Annotated in this window: 18 protein-coding genes; 3 read left to right on the top strand and 15 right to left on the bottom strand. The window is 65.8% G+C overall.

The window, feature by feature from the left end:
• The first annotated feature begins 66 nt into the window (after positions 1-66).
• A complete protein-coding gene (locus ACWDTF_RS10420; protein WP_449754347.1) occupies positions 67-300 on the top strand; it encodes a FitA-like ribbon-helix-helix domain-containing protein in 234 nt (77 codons plus the stop codon).
• A 186-nt stretch (positions 301-486) separates the two neighbouring features.
• Here ACWDTF_RS10420 and ACWDTF_RS10415 read toward each other — a convergent pair whose 3' ends face one another.
• The 14 genes from ACWDTF_RS10415 to ACWDTF_RS10350 all read right to left on the bottom strand — a co-directional run bounded on the left by ACWDTF_RS10415 (position 487) and on the right by ACWDTF_RS10350 (position 11,183).
• Positions 487-1,362, bottom strand: a complete 876-nt coding sequence (locus ACWDTF_RS10415) for an arylsulfotransferase family protein (RefSeq protein WP_449754368.1) — start codon at positions 1,360-1,362, stop codon at positions 487-489.
• A 413-nt stretch (positions 1,363-1,775) separates the two neighbouring features.
• Positions 1,776-2,174 (bottom strand): PIN domain-containing protein, encoded by a 399-nt coding sequence (locus ACWDTF_RS10410; protein ID WP_240856409.1) that lies wholly within the window; start codon positions 2,172-2,174, stop codon positions 1,776-1,778.
• Positions 2,171-2,428, bottom strand: a complete 258-nt coding sequence (locus ACWDTF_RS10405; RefSeq protein WP_355275130.1) for a hypothetical protein — start codon at positions 2,426-2,428, stop codon at positions 2,171-2,173. Before ACWDTF_RS10405 ends, ACWDTF_RS10410 begins: the two co-directional genes overlap by 4 nt.
• Before the next feature lie 69 nt (positions 2,429-2,497).
• Positions 2,498-3,202 (bottom strand): hypothetical protein, encoded by a 705-nt coding sequence (locus ACWDTF_RS10400; protein WP_449754346.1) that lies wholly within the window; start codon positions 3,200-3,202, stop codon positions 2,498-2,500.
• Complete coding sequence (locus ACWDTF_RS10395; RefSeq protein WP_449754345.1) at positions 3,199-3,930, bottom strand: hypothetical protein; 732 nt, start codon at positions 3,928-3,930, stop codon at positions 3,199-3,201. The genes ACWDTF_RS10400 and ACWDTF_RS10395 overlap by 4 nt, the downstream gene beginning before the upstream one ends.
• 103 nt (positions 3,931-4,033) lie before the next feature.
• The gene (sepX, locus tag ACWDTF_RS10390; RefSeq protein WP_240856407.1) at positions 4,034-5,197 is read right to left on the bottom strand and encodes a divisome protein SepX/GlpR; all 1,164 of its coding nucleotides are present in this window, start codon (positions 5,195-5,197) and stop codon (positions 4,034-4,036) included.
• 153 nt (positions 5,198-5,350) lie between these two features.
• Entirely contained in the window at positions 5,351-5,785 is a 435-nt protein-coding gene (locus ACWDTF_RS10385) for a hypothetical protein (RefSeq protein ID WP_355275122.1), read from the bottom strand.
• A gap of 293 nt (positions 5,786-6,078) precedes the next feature.
• Positions 6,079-6,726, bottom strand: coding sequence for an SIMPL domain-containing protein (locus ACWDTF_RS10380; protein ID WP_240856405.1), 648 nt, complete (start codon positions 6,724-6,726; stop codon positions 6,079-6,081).
• Positions 6,726-7,382, bottom strand: a complete 657-nt coding sequence (locus tag ACWDTF_RS10375) for a GNAT family N-acetyltransferase (protein WP_240856404.1) — start codon at positions 7,380-7,382, stop codon at positions 6,726-6,728. The genes ACWDTF_RS10380 and ACWDTF_RS10375 overlap by 1 nt, the downstream gene beginning before the upstream one ends.
• 32 nt (positions 7,383-7,414) lie before the next feature.
• A complete protein-coding gene (gene glp / locus ACWDTF_RS10370; RefSeq protein ID WP_240856403.1) occupies positions 7,415-8,719 on the bottom strand; it encodes a molybdotransferase-like divisome protein Glp in 1,305 nt (434 codons plus the stop codon).
• Positions 8,720-8,809: 90 nt separating this feature from the next.
• Positions 8,810-9,037, bottom strand: coding sequence for a hypothetical protein (locus ACWDTF_RS10365; RefSeq protein WP_240856402.1), 228 nt, complete (start codon positions 9,035-9,037; stop codon positions 8,810-8,812).
• Positions 9,021-9,587 carry a hypothetical protein gene (locus ACWDTF_RS10360; RefSeq protein WP_240856401.1) on the bottom strand — a complete coding sequence of 189 codons (567 nt, stop codon included), beginning with the start codon at positions 9,585-9,587 and terminating at the stop codon, positions 9,021-9,023. Before ACWDTF_RS10360 ends, ACWDTF_RS10365 begins: the two co-directional genes overlap by 17 nt.
• 290 nt (positions 9,588-9,877) lie before the next feature.
• The gene (locus ACWDTF_RS10355) at positions 9,878-10,204 is read right to left on the bottom strand and encodes a nucleotidyltransferase family protein (RefSeq protein WP_240856400.1); all 327 of its coding nucleotides are present in this window, start codon (positions 10,202-10,204) and stop codon (positions 9,878-9,880) included.
• Between the two features lie 31 nt (positions 10,205-10,235).
• Positions 10,236-11,183, bottom strand: a complete 948-nt coding sequence (locus tag ACWDTF_RS10350) for a UTP--glucose-1-phosphate uridylyltransferase (RefSeq protein WP_240856399.1) — start codon at positions 11,181-11,183, stop codon at positions 10,236-10,238.
• 162 nt (positions 11,184-11,345) lie between these two features.
• Between ACWDTF_RS10350 and ACWDTF_RS10345 the strand changes: the two genes are divergently transcribed.
• A complete protein-coding gene (locus ACWDTF_RS10345) occupies positions 11,346-11,924 on the top strand; it encodes a 5-formyltetrahydrofolate cyclo-ligase (RefSeq protein WP_433259439.1) in 579 nt (192 codons plus the stop codon).
• Positions 11,925-11,968: 44 nt separating this feature from the next.
• On the opposite strand, the gene ACWDTF_RS10340 is transcribed toward ACWDTF_RS10345, so the two are convergent.
• Positions 11,969-12,316, bottom strand: coding sequence for an FmdB family zinc ribbon protein (locus tag ACWDTF_RS10340; RefSeq protein ID WP_355275115.1), 348 nt, complete (start codon positions 12,314-12,316; stop codon positions 11,969-11,971).
• Between the two features lie 269 nt (positions 12,317-12,585).
• Between ACWDTF_RS10340 and ACWDTF_RS10335 the strand changes: the two genes are divergently transcribed.
• Positions 12,586-14,127, top strand: coding sequence for an alanine/glycine:cation symporter family protein (locus tag ACWDTF_RS10335; protein ID WP_355275113.1), 1,542 nt, complete (start codon positions 12,586-12,588; stop codon positions 14,125-14,127).
• Positions 14,128-14,275: the final 148 nt, after the last annotated feature.

The raw sequence follows: 14,275 nt of genomic DNA, 5'->3' as shown, positions 1-14,275 counted from the left end.
GACCCACGATATGCGCACGGCGGCATCATCACGAAGGACCACCGAAGGTGCCGCTAAAATGCATGCATGCCTGTGTCGATCACGATTCGCCACGTTCCGAACCACACGCGGGATGTGCTCGCCGATCGCGCGGCACGGTCAGGGCGGTCTCTGCAGGAGTACCTGGTCGCCGAACTCGAGCGCCTTGCCGCCCAGCCCACCTTGGAGGACTGGCTCGCTGATGCTCGCGCCTCGGCGAGCGCCAATCCGGCGACCACCGTCGACGACATTCTCGAGGACCTGAACACCGACCGCAGTTGACGACTCTCGTGGTGGACGCTTCGGTCCTGGTGTCGCTGTGGCTGGATCCCAATGGTCTCGCCGAGCATCTTGGAGCCTCACTGCTTACTCGAGACGCGAAACTGTCACGCGCACCCGGGATTCGGTGCCGGGTGGACGTTTGCTGACGCCCCGAACCCAGGCGCAGAGCCTCGTTGCCACCGAAACTCACGGCCAGGCGCCAAGATACGCGCGATACGTCCCGACCGGCAGCGTGGCGTCGTAGACGAGTTCGCCCGAGCGGGAGAACTCCGAGATGTGTGGTGACGAGCCCCAGCCACCGAAGACGCCGCCGTTGGACAGGCCGTGCGCATTGCCCATCGCCAAACTGGCAAGACCGGCGGGGTGCGTTGTGGCGCCTACTAATCGGGCCGTGCGGCGAGCGGGATCGATCCGGATCCACTTGATGCTCGAATAGCCGAGCTGATTGTTGCCGTCCTCGTTGTTGTTGAACACGCGGACCGTGTTGGCGTCGGTGAACTGGGCGTCGTGCTGCCCGGCGATCGAGGTTCCCGGACCCATGGCGAGGGTCGGATGTTTGCCGCCCAGTTGCCAATTCACCCTGCCGGTGCGGATGACGGCATTGATGTTCCGGAACGACATCAGCAGGTTTCCGGACGGATCGAGCGAGACCGAGTTCATGTGGTAGGCGTCGTAGGTGGAACTACCCGCCGCGAGGGGCATCGTCGATTCGGTGAAGGGGACGTGGGCCCGCGTCGACCAGCGCGTCAGTGCTCGTCCGGACGCGACGTCGATGACCGAGGCGACGCAGTCGAACAGTGTGCCGTTGCGTGGCCCGCCAACCGGGGTGAGGTCGGCAGGGACCGGCACGTACGAGATGATCAGCACCCGGCCGTCCGGGGTGAGCTGGAACTCGTGCAGGTCCGACGTCAATCCGGCACCCGCTGTGACCCTTTTGATGATGCGGCCGCGGGTGTCGGCCATGTAGTGCACGCCCGAGCCGATGCCGTTGGTTCCGTCGCCCTGCCACCAGGTGAGCACCTTGCGGCCCCGGTACGTCTGGGCGCGGAAGTCGGCGACCAGCTGACCGCTCGGCGGGTGTAGCGGAACACTTCACGCCCGGACTTGTCGGCGATGATGTTGGCCGGTCGGGTCGGTGGGAACAGCGAGAGGTCGAGCTGGATCGGAAGCGCGACCGCCATTCCGGTGGTGTAGAAAGACATACCCGGGTTGGGCGTTCGGCTTGTTGACCCAGACCGTGTACCAGGGCGTGCCGAACGGCAGTGTGGGTTGTCGGGGTTCGGCGGTCGCCGCCGGAGCACAGATGATCGAGATTCCGACGACCGCCGCCATCAACAGGGCAGCGCAGATGAGCGTCCAAGGCCGACGAGTCGTCGTCTGCATCGTGTCCTCCCCAATGAGGCACTGGAGGATGCTCGGTACAGCGATTCTAGTCGTCGGCAGACTTCGACGGACTCTGGTTGGGCAAAAGCACGTCAGCTCAGCGGATTGACGACACGCACTCCCCGCAGAGTGCCGCCGTCCGCCAGGTCCTCGGTCCAGAGTTCGTCGCACCCACCGCGGACAGCCGCTTCCAGGATCATCGCGTCGAAGATCGACAGCTCGTGTCGTGCGGCGGTGTGCGCAGCCACCCGAACAAGTTCGGCATCCGCGGGGATGACGTCAAGCGGCAACGAGTCGAGAACTCTGGCAGCCTCAGACCGCGACCGACCGAGTTTGCGGATCAGCACCGAGTGCAATTCGACACGCACCTGTGTGCTGATCACCGCGTCAGCGGCATGTGCGGCGAACACCTCGCGGGCACGGGACTGCTTACCCGGGAGACTGTCGTCGAACTGATACGCGAGGAGGTTGGTGTCGAGAAAGACGGTCACCGCTGCGCCTTGCGCGGCTCGTCGTACAGCTCTTCACGTGTCCAGCCGGCACCTTCGGAGCTGCCACTCAACTCGCGGGACAAATCGACAAAGTCGGCGGCCGCCCGTTGCCGACGCGAACGTGCGGTGTCCGCGTCGGCATACTCGACAAGACGTTGCGCCAGATACTGATTCACCGATTCACCACGTTCGATGGCGCGAATCCGGGCTCGCTTCAGCGTCTCGTCGTCGACTATGATCGTCAGATTCGCCATGCATCAGCGTAGCGCTGATTCGGTGCTACACGAGCGTTGCTGGTGATCGACGCAGGAGCACCTCACTCGTCAGCTCCCGCTGTCGTCACCACCGTCACCGTCGTTACCGTTGTCACCGTTGTTGCCCCCGACGCCGCCGTTCCCTCCGTCGCCGCCGTTTCCGGGGTTGTTCTTGTTGCCGCCGTTGGCATTTCCGCCGTTCCCGCCGTCACCACCATTGCCGGCCACCACGCCACCATCATCACCGTTTCCGCCGTTTCCGCCGTTCGCCGTTCCGGTCTTCGTGTCGGCGGAGTCGGCGTTGCCACCGTTCCCTCCGTTGCCGCCGTTCCCATTGCCGATGAAGCCGCCGTAAGCGCCGTTGCCACCCTTGCCGCCGGTCGTGGTGTGACCGCCCTTGGCGTCGCCGCCATTTCCGCCATTTCCGCCGGTCGCGTTGCCATTGACCGCTGTGGCGTCGCCGCCGTTGCCGCCGCCACCGCTGTCACCGAAGAAGTTGAGATCCGAGATGCGCGAACCGGCGTCGGCACCGTCACCCGCAAAGGCGTCACCGTAGGCCGCGTACGCATCGCCGCCGTCGCCTCCGCGGCCCGAGTTGCCACCGAACAATCCGCTGGCACCGCCGATGGCGCCGTCTCCGGCGATGGCGCCGTCTCCGGCGATGGCGCCGAGTACCCCGGACGTTTGAATGTCACAGCCGCCGTTGCCGCCGTCGCCGCCGCTTCCGCTCAGCAGTCCGCCGTCGCCGCCCACGCCACCATTGGTCGCCGTCACCACCGTCCGGTGCTGTCGTACACCGCGTTCAGACCGTCCCCGCCGCGTCCTCCATTGCCGAACAGCCAGGCACTGCCACCCGCACCGCCGAAGGCACCGTCACCGCCGTCACCGCCGAGCAGTCCACCGTCCTCGCCGACGCAGTTACTCGTGCAGTCAGGATCGACGACCAGGGCGTCCCGACCGTTGCCGTACAACCAGCCACCGTCACCGAACATGGGCCGAGCGGTGGTGGTGGTGACGGAAAGGGATTCTGCATCTCCGGCGACCGGAGTGGCGACGGTCGTGGTGATCGACAGCACCTGATCGTCGACCGTCGCCGACCGGGCGGTCGTGGCGCTCACCGACTTCCATCCGCCGTCACTCGAGAGCATGCCGACCGTCGCGGCCGAGACCGACCACCATCGACCGTCGACAAATCTGGATCGGGTTGTCGAGGACCGCGCGTAGGTGCGCGCGCCGTCGTCGAAGGTTGGCACGGTCGAAATCGTTGTGTTCAAGGTGGTTTCGCGACCAACCGGGGCGGCCGGTACGGCCCACCGTGGCACGACGACCTTCTTGGACACCACCACGATCGGCGGGCCCGACGAAGCCGACCGGCCCGGAGCCGGCTCGACGGACACATGGGCACCGCCGACCATCGCGGGAAGGGCTGCGGCGGTCACACACGCCCCGGCGAACAACGTCGCCACTACGTGCTTGACGCGCACCGGCTTTGGCTTCGGCATGATCCTGAGCCTCCATCGCTGGACTGGCAGTGGTCGTGCACAAACCAGTCAAGTCGATGGGGTACCGAGTTGTCGGCGGATTGACGAAATGCCTTTCGCTCGGTCAGCCGACGCGGCGGTACTCCGGCTCTTCGCGCATCACGCGGCGACGCTGGAACGGCGGCAGATGCTCGAACGCCGGGTCCTCGTCGTCGATCTCCAGCACCACCGCACCGCCGGGGCGGCGCAACCGGGGAGGCGGTGGCGCAGCAGCGAATTCGGGGGTCTGCTCCATACGACGACGCCGCTCGGCTTCCTGACGGCGCACCCGCTGAGCCCGTGTGGCGCGCTGAGCCCGGATCTTCTGCTCGGTCTTGGTGGCGCGTCGTAGGTAGAAGAGATAGCCGAGAAGCAGTGTCGCGGTCACGCCGGTTGCGACCCAGCCCGCCAACCCGAAGGCGAACCCGCCGGCGACTGCCGCGAACACCAGGATCAGCAGGCCGATGGTGACGCGCTGCCGTTCGCGGTAGCGCAGGTCGCGACCCTTGTCTTCAATGGAATACGCACTGCTGCGGGTGGATCCACGCACGCGGCTTCCCCGACCGGCTTCGGAGCGCTGCGCGGTCTCGGATTCGGTCGCATCCTCGGCATCGTCGGCGCGGACATCGTCGTCCTCGTGTGCCGACCGCGAGTAGCCGTCGTACTCGTCCTCGTCGAGGTCGTCGTCTTCGGACTCGTACTCGGACTCTGCCTCGTAGTCGTCTTCGTCGTCGTAATCCTCGTCGTACTCGGCATCTTCGTAGTCGGCGTCGTCCTCGTACTCGGCGTCCTCGTCGTACTCGTCCTCGTACTCGGCGTCTTCAGCGTCCTCGGCCTCAGCGTCGGCATCGGCCGGCTGATCGGCCTCCGCATCTTCGTCGAGATCGGCGTCGTCGACCACCGGTGCTTCGACAGCCTCGGCGGAGGCCCGCCGCACCGTCGTCGACTCGACCTTCTCGTCGTCCGAATCAGCGGCGTCAGAATCGACCTCGTCGGATTCGGCGGCGTCGCCGAGCTTCGCCTTGAGTCGTTCTTCCTTGGTCTTGCGTGACCATGATGGGCTGTCGGGATGGCGCCCGGCGGCACGTCGACGCGGCGTCGCGGTCTTGGTTCCGCCGCGATGTAGGAGTCGGGTGGCGCGGGCGATGTCGGTGGACCTGAGCATCTGCGGCCGGCCCTTGATCACCATCGGGACCAGCACGAAGAGCCAGACCGCGACGAGGCAGACCCACAGTACAGAGTTGGGCATGGTGACTCTCCCTTTCTTTCACTCTGGTCACACGGATTCACTCGACAATCTATTGCCGATCACCGCGGGTCCTGCGCAGACGCGCCGAGGGAGAGCAAAGTCGGCCAGTTTCATAGCGGCCTCTCAGCAAGACCGCCATGAAACCGGGCTACCTCACTGACAGAGTTGCTCCGAGATGTTGACCCGGAATCGTCCGAGGTCGACCTGCCCGTGTCGTGGTGTGGTCTGCCACCGCGACGAACCGACCGCGTCACGTTTGGTGCCGGTCTTGTACCAACTGCCGTCGGGCCGCAACGCCTGACTGCAGGGCTTGATCTCGGTGTTCACCAGCACCCGGTAGGTGGTGAGCGGCCGTACGTTCCGGAAAACGGTGCAGCCGTTGCCGGTTGTCCCCTGGGTACGGCCGATCTCCCACCAGTTGCGATTCACCAGCGTCACGCCGCCGTGGTAGGGCCGACCGTCGAACCACGACGCGCAGACCCGAACCGACGGCGCAGGCGCGGCGTCGGCTGTCGGTGTCGCCACCACGACACTCGTCACCCCCGCACCGATGGCCATGACCCCCGCAAGCACACGCAACTTCATCATCTGCCCCCCGTCTCTGTCGCATCGCGAATTTGTGATGTCGAACTTACCTTGAGTCACCACCCCGCTCGATGGTCCGCCCCCTTGCCGGAGGGCGCCACCCCGCTGGCTGAGGTGCTCGAGGCGCCAGCCGAGAGCCTCGAAGCCCGGGTGAGAGGACATTGTCGGCTCGCCAGGCCTTCGAGGCTCGTCGACTTCGAGACGCTCCATGCTCGTACCTCGCATGGGGCTCCTCAGCCCGGCGGCTAGCGCTCCTCGCACCTCAGGCAGCGGGGTGGGCAAGCCGCCAGCGCAACTCAGTCCGCAGCGAACCGTGCGTCGACAGCGACGACGATCTCGATGTCCTCGGGTCGCAGTTCGATGCTCGGGCCGGTGTCGCCCATCGGTGCGGCCGCGCGCATCATCGGCATCGGTCGCGGTTCGGCGAGCATGTTGGGATCGGCGAGTTGCGTCGCCACGACCGGTCCGCGTCCCACCGCGTCGGCGTACGCCTGCGCCTTGTCGACGGCGTCGTCGACGGCCAGCCGACGCAGATCTCGCTCGAACGCTCGCCGGTTCTCCTCGGTGACGGCCCACGACACCCGACTCACCTCGACGTCGTCGGCGCCGATCCATCGATCGACGAACTCGGAGAGCTTCTCGAAGTCGACGAACGTCGCCTCGACCCCGATCCTTGTGGTGTACAAGAGTTCTCGGCGTTCACCGCTCGGATCGTAGGGGCGGTGGGAGTAGACGCGCACGGCATCGCTCGACCACGTCGTCACCGCACCGTCGGCCTCCAACGACGCGAGCGCCTCGGTGAGTGAGGCGTGCGCGGCGGCTGCGGCGGAACGGACCGTCGCCTTGTCGTTGTCCTCGGCGCGCACCGCAAGACCCACGACCGCCAACTCCGGCGCATACCTGCCGCTCGCGTTGCCGCGGACCACGATCTCCAGTGGGCTCATCAGCGGAAGCTCGCCCGACCCGCCCGCACCAGCGTCTCGGCGGCGCTGCCGGCCACCTCTTCGACGGTCAACGCGAACAGCAGGTGGTCGCGCCAGCGTTTGTTGACGTCCATGTACCGCTCGAGCAGCCCTTCCTGACGGAAACCGACCTTGCTCAAGACTTTTTGCGACGCAACGTTCGACGGCTGAACCGTTGCGTCGAGCCGGTGCAGCCCGACCACGCCGAAACAATGGTCGACGCCGAGGGCGACAGCCGCGGTCGCAATGCCCTTGCCCGCGTGCACCTCGTCGATCCAGTAGCCGATCCACGCGGTCCGTACCGCGCCCCGCTGAATGTTGCCGACGGTCAGCTGCCCCACGTACACACCGTCGAGTTCGATCACGAATGGCAGGATGGTGCCGCGTTTGGCCTCGGATTTCAGGATCGCGAAGAGCGGCGGCCACGAACTCGGTTGGTGACGGTCGGCCCAGCTTCCGACGCCGGTCGGCTCCCACGGCAGCAACGAATTCTGGTTGCGGATGCGCAGTTCGCTCCACGTCTTGCCGTCGCGAAGCTTCACCGGCCGCAAATTCACCGCTCCCGCGGGCAAACGCAACGGACCGAGGGTCGCCGGCCACCCCGGACTGGCCTGCTCACCGCTCAACCACCTGAACACAAGAGTTGAGTTTATGCGGTGAAAGGCAAACCTCAGCCGCGTTGCGCGAGGAACGCGACGTCGACTTCGTCGCCGGTGCCGAGTTCGTCGACCTCGGGATCGACCATGATCAGGCAGTTTGCCTCGGCGAGTTCGGCGAGCAGGTGCGACGACCCGGTCGGCGACGCGCCGAGCACCTGCACCAAGTAGTCCCCCGACCGTTCGTCCCGCATAAGCTGTCCCCGTAGATAGCCCTTACGACCCTGGACCGACGCGATCGGTCCGATGGTGCGTGCCTTGATGACGCGGCGCATGGGTTGCCGTTTGCCGAGGGCGATGCGGATGAGGGGTCGAACCATCACCTCGAACGTGACGAGCGCGCTCACCGGGTTGGCGGGCAGCAGGAACGTTGGGACCTCGTCTCGCCCCAGCCGGCCGAAGCCCTGCACGGAACCCGGATGCATGGCGACGCGCACGATCTCGAGATCACCGAGGTCGGCCAGGGCGTCGGCGATGGCGCGCGACGCGCTGCCGCCCACCGCGCCGCAGATCACCACGATCTCCGACCGGATGAGTTGCGCCTCAACCACTTCCCGCATCCGCGACGCCTCGCGCTCGGCGATGCCGACGCGATTCACGTCGGCACCGGCGTCGCGCGCGGCGGCGGCGAGCGCGTAGCTGTTGACGTCGTAGATCTGGCCGGGCCCGGGGGTGCGGTCGATGTCGACTAGTTCGCTGCCCACCGAGATCACCGACAGGCGCGGCCGGGGATGCACCATCACCCGCGACTGTCCTACCGCCGCAAGCAGTCCCACCTGGGCGGGACCGATGATGGACCCGGACCGCACGGCGACGTCACCGGGTTGCACGTCGTCGCCGACGCGTCGGACGTAGTCGCCGCTCTCGACGGCGTGACCGATCTTGACCTTCTGCTCGCCGCCGTCGGTCCAGCGCAGCGGGACCACCGCGTCGGCGAGAGTGGGCATGGGCGCACCGGTTTCGACGCGCACCGCCTGATGCGGTTGCAGTCTCGTCGGCGTGCGGGTGCCCGGCTCCATCTCCCCGACCACCGGCAACGACACGATCATCGGCTCATTCGGCTCGAGGTCCACCAATTCGGCTCCGGCGGTGTCGAAGTCCTCGATGTCCTCGGGTGCGATGGTGCCCGCGAGCCCGACGTCGACGGCCCGCACGGCGTAGCCGTCGATGGCGGCCTGATCGAACCCGGGCATGGGCAGCTCGGTGACCACTTCCTCGGCGCACATCAAACCCTGCGACTCCGAGATCGCCACCCGCACCGGCCGTGGCGCCACGGCAGCAGCGGTCACCAGGGTCAGATGATCCTCGACCGAACGCATTTCACCGCACTCTCACCGGATACAGCACAGCGAAAACTGTAGCGGTTCGAGCGGAGGGTACGACGCAGGCGCGCGGACCGCTACCGACTGTCAGGTCAGCAGGTCGCCAAATCCCTGCCGCTCGATGCTGCTCATCAAGCGTTTCGACGGCTCGTTGTCGTCGAGCCAACGCCGCAGCCCAGCCCGCTGGGCGGCAATGTCGGCGTAGTCGAGACGAAGGCAGGCCAGCAGTGCGCCCAATGACTGAGGCGCTGGGCGCGGCTCCCCAGAGTGCAGAAAGACGCTGTCGTCCTGCACTCGTTCATTCATGATCGCCATCGTCCCACCTCCGCAACTCTGCCGTCAGCTCGGGAGTCCCATCTTCTCCGCTGCTCACCCCGAGGATATACAGGGCCGATGACCTCATCAACAGCTCATACTGCTCAGCGAGTGCAGGCACTCCAGCGGGCGGCACCCACAACACCCCAGTGCCGGCCGGCACGATCAGACGGAGAACGAGGGGATCACGCGGAGGAACCGTGAATGAAGAAGCAATCGAGCGCAACGGCGACGTGGCCAAGAAACCGCCTACACGCACTACTCGGTCGACCAATTGTTCGACTTCATGGCCCGCGACGCCCAAAGCCGACCCCGCGTCGCGGATACCGCGCCACGCCATCGCACGGCGACCGATCGGATGGCGCCGAATCACAACCTCAAGAAAGTCGCGCACCTCTTCGGCCTCGTAGTCGGCGGGAGGGTCGATTTCGCGTTCAATCGCTTGGACCCTTTCGTAGAAGCGATCCAATCCCTGCCAACGCACAACGGCAGCACGCTCCTCACCAGAAAGATCGTCGCCCGGCATCGTGGCGTCGAGATAAGCGATCAAGTCGCGGGCATCAGCGGCCGTCGGTCCGCCCAGCGGGTTGTTACGTGGTGCGGGTCGCAGCGCTCGGTCCTCCGGGAAATAGCGTTCCGATGTCGCCCTGAATCCTAGACACGCTCAAGGGCATCAATTCGCAATCGACTGCAGTACTTCTGGACGAGCACTGCAAATCCTGTTGAGCGCACGACGTTTCGTAGAGCTGATTGGTGCTGCCTATGCCGATGACCAGATCCCACGGCTGGCCGGAATAGGCGTTCCGGAATTCCACCGGGAGGTGGCCGGCGGACACCGCCTCACAACGACACAGCGTCGGCGAGTACGCGCCGAGAGAACCGATCATCAGTGAGTGCACCTTCGCTGATCACGTCGACTTTGATACCGAGCAAGTCGCTGAGCTCCGACATCAAGATGCCCACCTCACCCAGGTGCGTGTCCGGAAGAAAGGTGACGAGGAGGTCGAGGTCGCTGTCGATGGTGTCGATACCGCTTGCGGCGCTACCGAATACCCGGACGTTCGAGCCCCGATGAGCGGCGACCAGCTCGATGATCTCGTCGCGATGCTTCTTGAGCAGAACCGATGGACGCTGCCGTGTTCGTCTGCTCAATTCCGCGCGATCCACAGCCAGAGTTTATACCAGTCGTGGTATGTCCTCAGCCCTCTGCGAGCCGCTTCTGCAGCCACTCCCGCAGGTCGGGTCCGTAATCCTCGCGGTCGAGGGCGAAGTCGACGGCCGCCTTGAGGTAGCCGCCTGGGTTGCCGAGGTCGTGACGCGTGCCGCGATGCACGACGACGTGCACCGGCTCGCCTTCTGCGATGAGCAGTGCGATGGCGTCGGTGAGTTGCAGCTCGCCGCCGGCGCCGGGTTCGATGCGGCGCAGGGCGTCGAAGATCTTGCGGTCGAGGATGTAGCGTCCGGCGGCCGCGAGGTTCGAGGGAGCGTCCTTGGGGTCCGGTTTCTCCACCATTCCCTTGAGACGTTTGACATTCGGATTGTGCGCGTCGGGCAACTCCTCGACGTCGAACACGCCATACGCGGAGATCCGGTCTCCGGGTACCTCGATCGCGCACAGCACCGACCCGCCGCGTCGCTGACGTGTACGGGCCATGACCTCGAGCACGCCGCCCGGAAGGACAAGGTCGTCGGGTAGGAGGACCGCGATGGCGTCTTCGTCGTCGTCGAGGTACTTCTCCACACATCCGACGGCGTGTCCGAGGCCGAGCGGCTTCTCCTGGACCACCGACGCCACCTCGAGCAGCGACGGCGCCTTGCGCACCTTGGCCAGCATCGCGGCCTTGCCCCGCTTGGCCAGCGTGTTCTCCAGCACCAGGTCTTCGACAAAGTGCGCGACGACGCCGTCCTTGCCGGGCGAGGTGACGATGAGCAGACGTTCGGCGCCGGCGGCCTTGGCCTCCTCGGCGACCAGCTCGATGCCGGGGGTGTCGACGACCGGCAGCAATTCCTTGGGCACCGTCTTGGTGGCGGGCAGGAATCGGGTACCCAGACCGGCCGCGGGGACGACGGCGGTGCGTGGGATCGGCGGAGTGTTCGGTACGGCTTCGTACTCGGTGAACTCGTCGGTTTGCGTGCTGGACGTCATGGTCACCACCCTAGGACAGCTCGCTGTCAGAAGCCTGTCGTCACGATGCAAGTCACCTCGGTCGAACAGGTGAATTCCTGGTCGTAGCGGGTCCGACGCGGTGTGCGATCGGCTACAGTCCGGTTCGAGAAGCATCGGGATCTGCGCGAGGGATGGTCGGGGTTGCGGACTCTGAAGAGACGACTACGGGATGAGGGCACCGAGCATCGGGCCCGCATGTCCCCGTTTGCGCGCGAGCAGGCTGCGGCCAACCTCGCCGAATGGATCTACGCGGCGCCGTTCCGCCTGGAATACGACGTCACGGTTGCCGCGTACGTGCCGGTGGAGTCGGAGCCCGGATCGTTGGCGATGCTCGACGCCCTGCTCGACCGCGGCGTCACCGTCCTCATCCCGGTGGTGCCGCCCGGCGAACCCGACCGCCTCGACTGGGCCCGTTACACCGGCCAGCAGTCGCTGGCCCGCGGCCGATGGGGACTGTGGGAACCGACCGGTTCGCGCCTGGGAGCCGAGGCCATCCGCGCGGCGTCGGTGATCCTGGTCCCTGCGCTCGCGGTCGACAAGTCCGGCGTCCGACTGGGCCGTGGCGGCGGCTACTACGACCGCACCCTCACCGGACTGACCGCCGACGTGGTCGCGGTGATCTACGACGACGAGCTCGTCGACTCCCTACCCGCAGGACCGTACGACGTACCGGTCGGCTGGGTACTCACCCCTGAGGGTGGGTTCGGGGCGTTGGGCTAGCCGGGTTCGGGGCATTGGGCTAGCTGGGTTTCAGACCTGGTTGATCAGGCCGGCGCGGCAGCTTTGGTTGTCGAACTCGAACTCGACGAGCTGCTGTCGGACTTCGACGAGCTGCTGCTCTCTGACTTACTCGAACTCGAATCGGACTTCGTCGAGCTCGACTCCGAACTCGACGACGAGCTGTCGCTCGAGGAGCTGTCCGAGGAGGACGAGCCGGGACGGGAGTCGGTGCGGTAGAAGCCGCTGCCCTTGAAGACGATGCCGACACTGTTGAACAACTTGCGGAGGCGTCCGGTGCACTGCGGGCATTCGGTCAGCGAGTCGTCCGAGAACGACTGGACGATGTCGAACTTGTTGTCGCACTCCGTGCACGCATACGAATAAGTGGGCACCGAAACCTCCGGAAGTCAGTGAATCGCTGACAAGTGTAACCGATTTTGGCACTCCAACATTCCGAGTGCTAAGCCGCTGGTCCGACGGTGCGCCGTGCCAGTGAACTCCGATTGCCATGACGCTCGTTTTCCGAGTGTCGTTGCAACCTGTTCGGTTCTCCACCCGTTCGCGTCGCGAACATCCTTTGGTCATGGAATGGTAAAGGTCGGCGGCGGACAACGGAGCCCCGTGCCATGAGACCCAGCACCCGATCCCGGAGCACGTTCCCATGACCGATTTTCTCGACACCGTCAACGGCTACATCTGGAGCAATCCGCTCGTGTACCTCTGCCTGGCAGCGGGGGTGTTCTTCTCGCTGCGCACCAGGTTTGTGCAGGTACGCCAGATCCCGGAGATGATCCGGGTGATGCTGCACGGTGAACGCTCCCCCGACGGCGTCTCGTCGTTTCAGGCGCTGACGATGTCGCTGGCCGGCCGCGTCGGCACCGGCAACATCGCGGGCGTCGCCACAGCCATCGCCTTCGGCGGACCGGGTGCGCTGTTCTGGATGTGGATGGTCGCGTTCCTCGGGGCGTCGACGTCGTTCGTGGAGTGCACCCTCGGCCAGATCTACAAGACCCGCGACCGCCTGACCAACGAATACCGCGGCGGTCCCGCGTACTACCTCAGCCGCGCACTGGCGCACACCAAGGCGGCGCCGTACTTCAAGGTCTACGGCCTCGTCTTCGCCGCGGTCACCGTGCTCGCCTGCGGGCTGCTGCTCCCGAGCGTGCAGTCGAACTCGATGGCAGTGGCGATGAACGACGCGTGGGGCATCTCGACCTACTGGGCTGCGATCGGCATGGTGATCGTCCTGGCGTTCATCATCATCGGTGGCGTCAAGCGGATCGCGGCGTTCGCGTCGATCGTGGTCCCCTTCATGGCGATCGTCTACATCGTCCTGGCCATCGTCATCGTCGCGATGAACGCCTCGGAGGTTCCCGGCGTCGTGCGCATGGTGTTCAGCAGCGCCTTCGGGTTGGACTCGGCATTCGGTGCGATCATCGGCGCGGCCATCATGTGGGGCGTCAAGCGCGGCATCTACTCCAACGAGGCCGGCCAGGGCACCGGCCCGCACGCGGCGGCCGCAGCCGAGGTGTCGCACCCCGCCAAGCAGGGACTCGTGCAGGCGTTCGCGGTGTACGTCGACACCCTGTTCATCTGTTCGGCGACCGGATTCCTCATCCTGTCGACCGGGGCCTACCGCGTGTTCGAGGGCGAGTCCGATTCCGGCGCCGTCATCGCCGACGGCGGGCTGCTTGACGACGGCGTCGAGGTGGGTCCCACGTTCGTCCAGGCCGGCTTCGACACCCTTTGGAGCGGCGCGGGTTCGTCGTTCGTCGCCATTTCACTGGCCTTCTTCTGTTTGACGACGATCATCGCCTACTACTACATGGCCGAAACCAATCTGCGGTTCTTGCTCGGCAAGGCGTCGACCGTCTACATCCAGCCCCTGCGCAGCACGGTGGGAACCAACGTCACCATGCTGCTGCAGGGCCTGATCCTGGTGTCGGTGGCGATCGGTGCGGTGTCGACGGCTACCGAAGCCTGGACGCTCGGCGACATCGGCGTCGGCCTGATGGCCTGGCTCAACATCGTCGGCATCCTGATCCTCCAGCAACCCGCGTTCAAGGCGCTACGCGACTACGAACGCCAGAAGAAGCAGGGCAAGGATCCCGTGTTCGATCCGATCGCGCTCGGCATCGTCGGCGCGTCGTTCTGGGAGAGCTACCAACCCAAAGACGAACGCAAGGAATCGGTTTCGGCCTGACGGCCTGACCCCAACGCCACCCGGGTGGCACTGAAAGTTGGGGAAGAACTCCCGCTCACCCTTTTCGCTCCCGCTTATTAGATCTAATAAGCGGGAGCGAAAAGGGTGAGCGGGAGCCGGTGGAGCGCAGGGCCCCGAGGCCGCCTAG

The organism is Gordonia sp. NPDC003422, assembly GCF_053588675.1.
The sequence above is the reverse complement of the archived record's forward strand: the minus strand, read 5'-3'. Positions and strand labels throughout refer to the sequence as shown.

Coding starts and splice junctions, on each gene's coding strand:
- ACWDTF_RS10405 (WP_355275130.1), bottom strand. CDS start 2,428: ATGGCGAATCTGACGATCATAGTCGACGACGAGACGCTGAAGCGAGCC.
- ACWDTF_RS10335 (WP_355275113.1), top strand. CDS start 12,586: ATGACCGATTTTCTCGACACCGTCAACGGCTACATCTGGAGCAATCCG.
- ACWDTF_RS10350 (WP_240856399.1), bottom strand. CDS start 11,183: ATGACGTCCAGCACGCAAACCGACGAGTTCACCGAGTACGAAGCCGTA.
- ACWDTF_RS10420 (WP_449754347.1), top strand. CDS start 67: ATGCCTGTGTCGATCACGATTCGCCACGTTCCGAACCACACGCGGGAT.
- sepX (WP_240856407.1), bottom strand. CDS start 5,197: ATGCCCAACTCTGTACTGTGGGTCTGCCTCGTCGCGGTCTGGCTCTTC.
- ACWDTF_RS10385 (WP_355275122.1), bottom strand. CDS start 5,785: ATGATGAAGTTGCGTGTGCTTGCGGGGGTCATGGCCATCGGTGCGGGG.
- ACWDTF_RS10365 (WP_240856402.1), bottom strand. CDS start 9,037: ATGGCGATCATGAATGAACGAGTGCAGGACGACAGCGTCTTTCTGCAC.
- ACWDTF_RS10380 (WP_240856405.1), bottom strand. CDS start 6,726: ATGAGCCCACTGGAGATCGTGGTCCGCGGCAACGCGAGCGGCAGGTAT.
- glp (WP_240856403.1), bottom strand. CDS start 8,719: ATGCGTTCGGTCGAGGATCATCTGACCCTGGTGACCGCTGCTGCCGTG.
- ACWDTF_RS10395 (WP_449754345.1), bottom strand. CDS start 3,930: ATGCCGAAGCCAAAGCCGGTGCGCGTCAAGCACGTAGTGGCGACGTTG.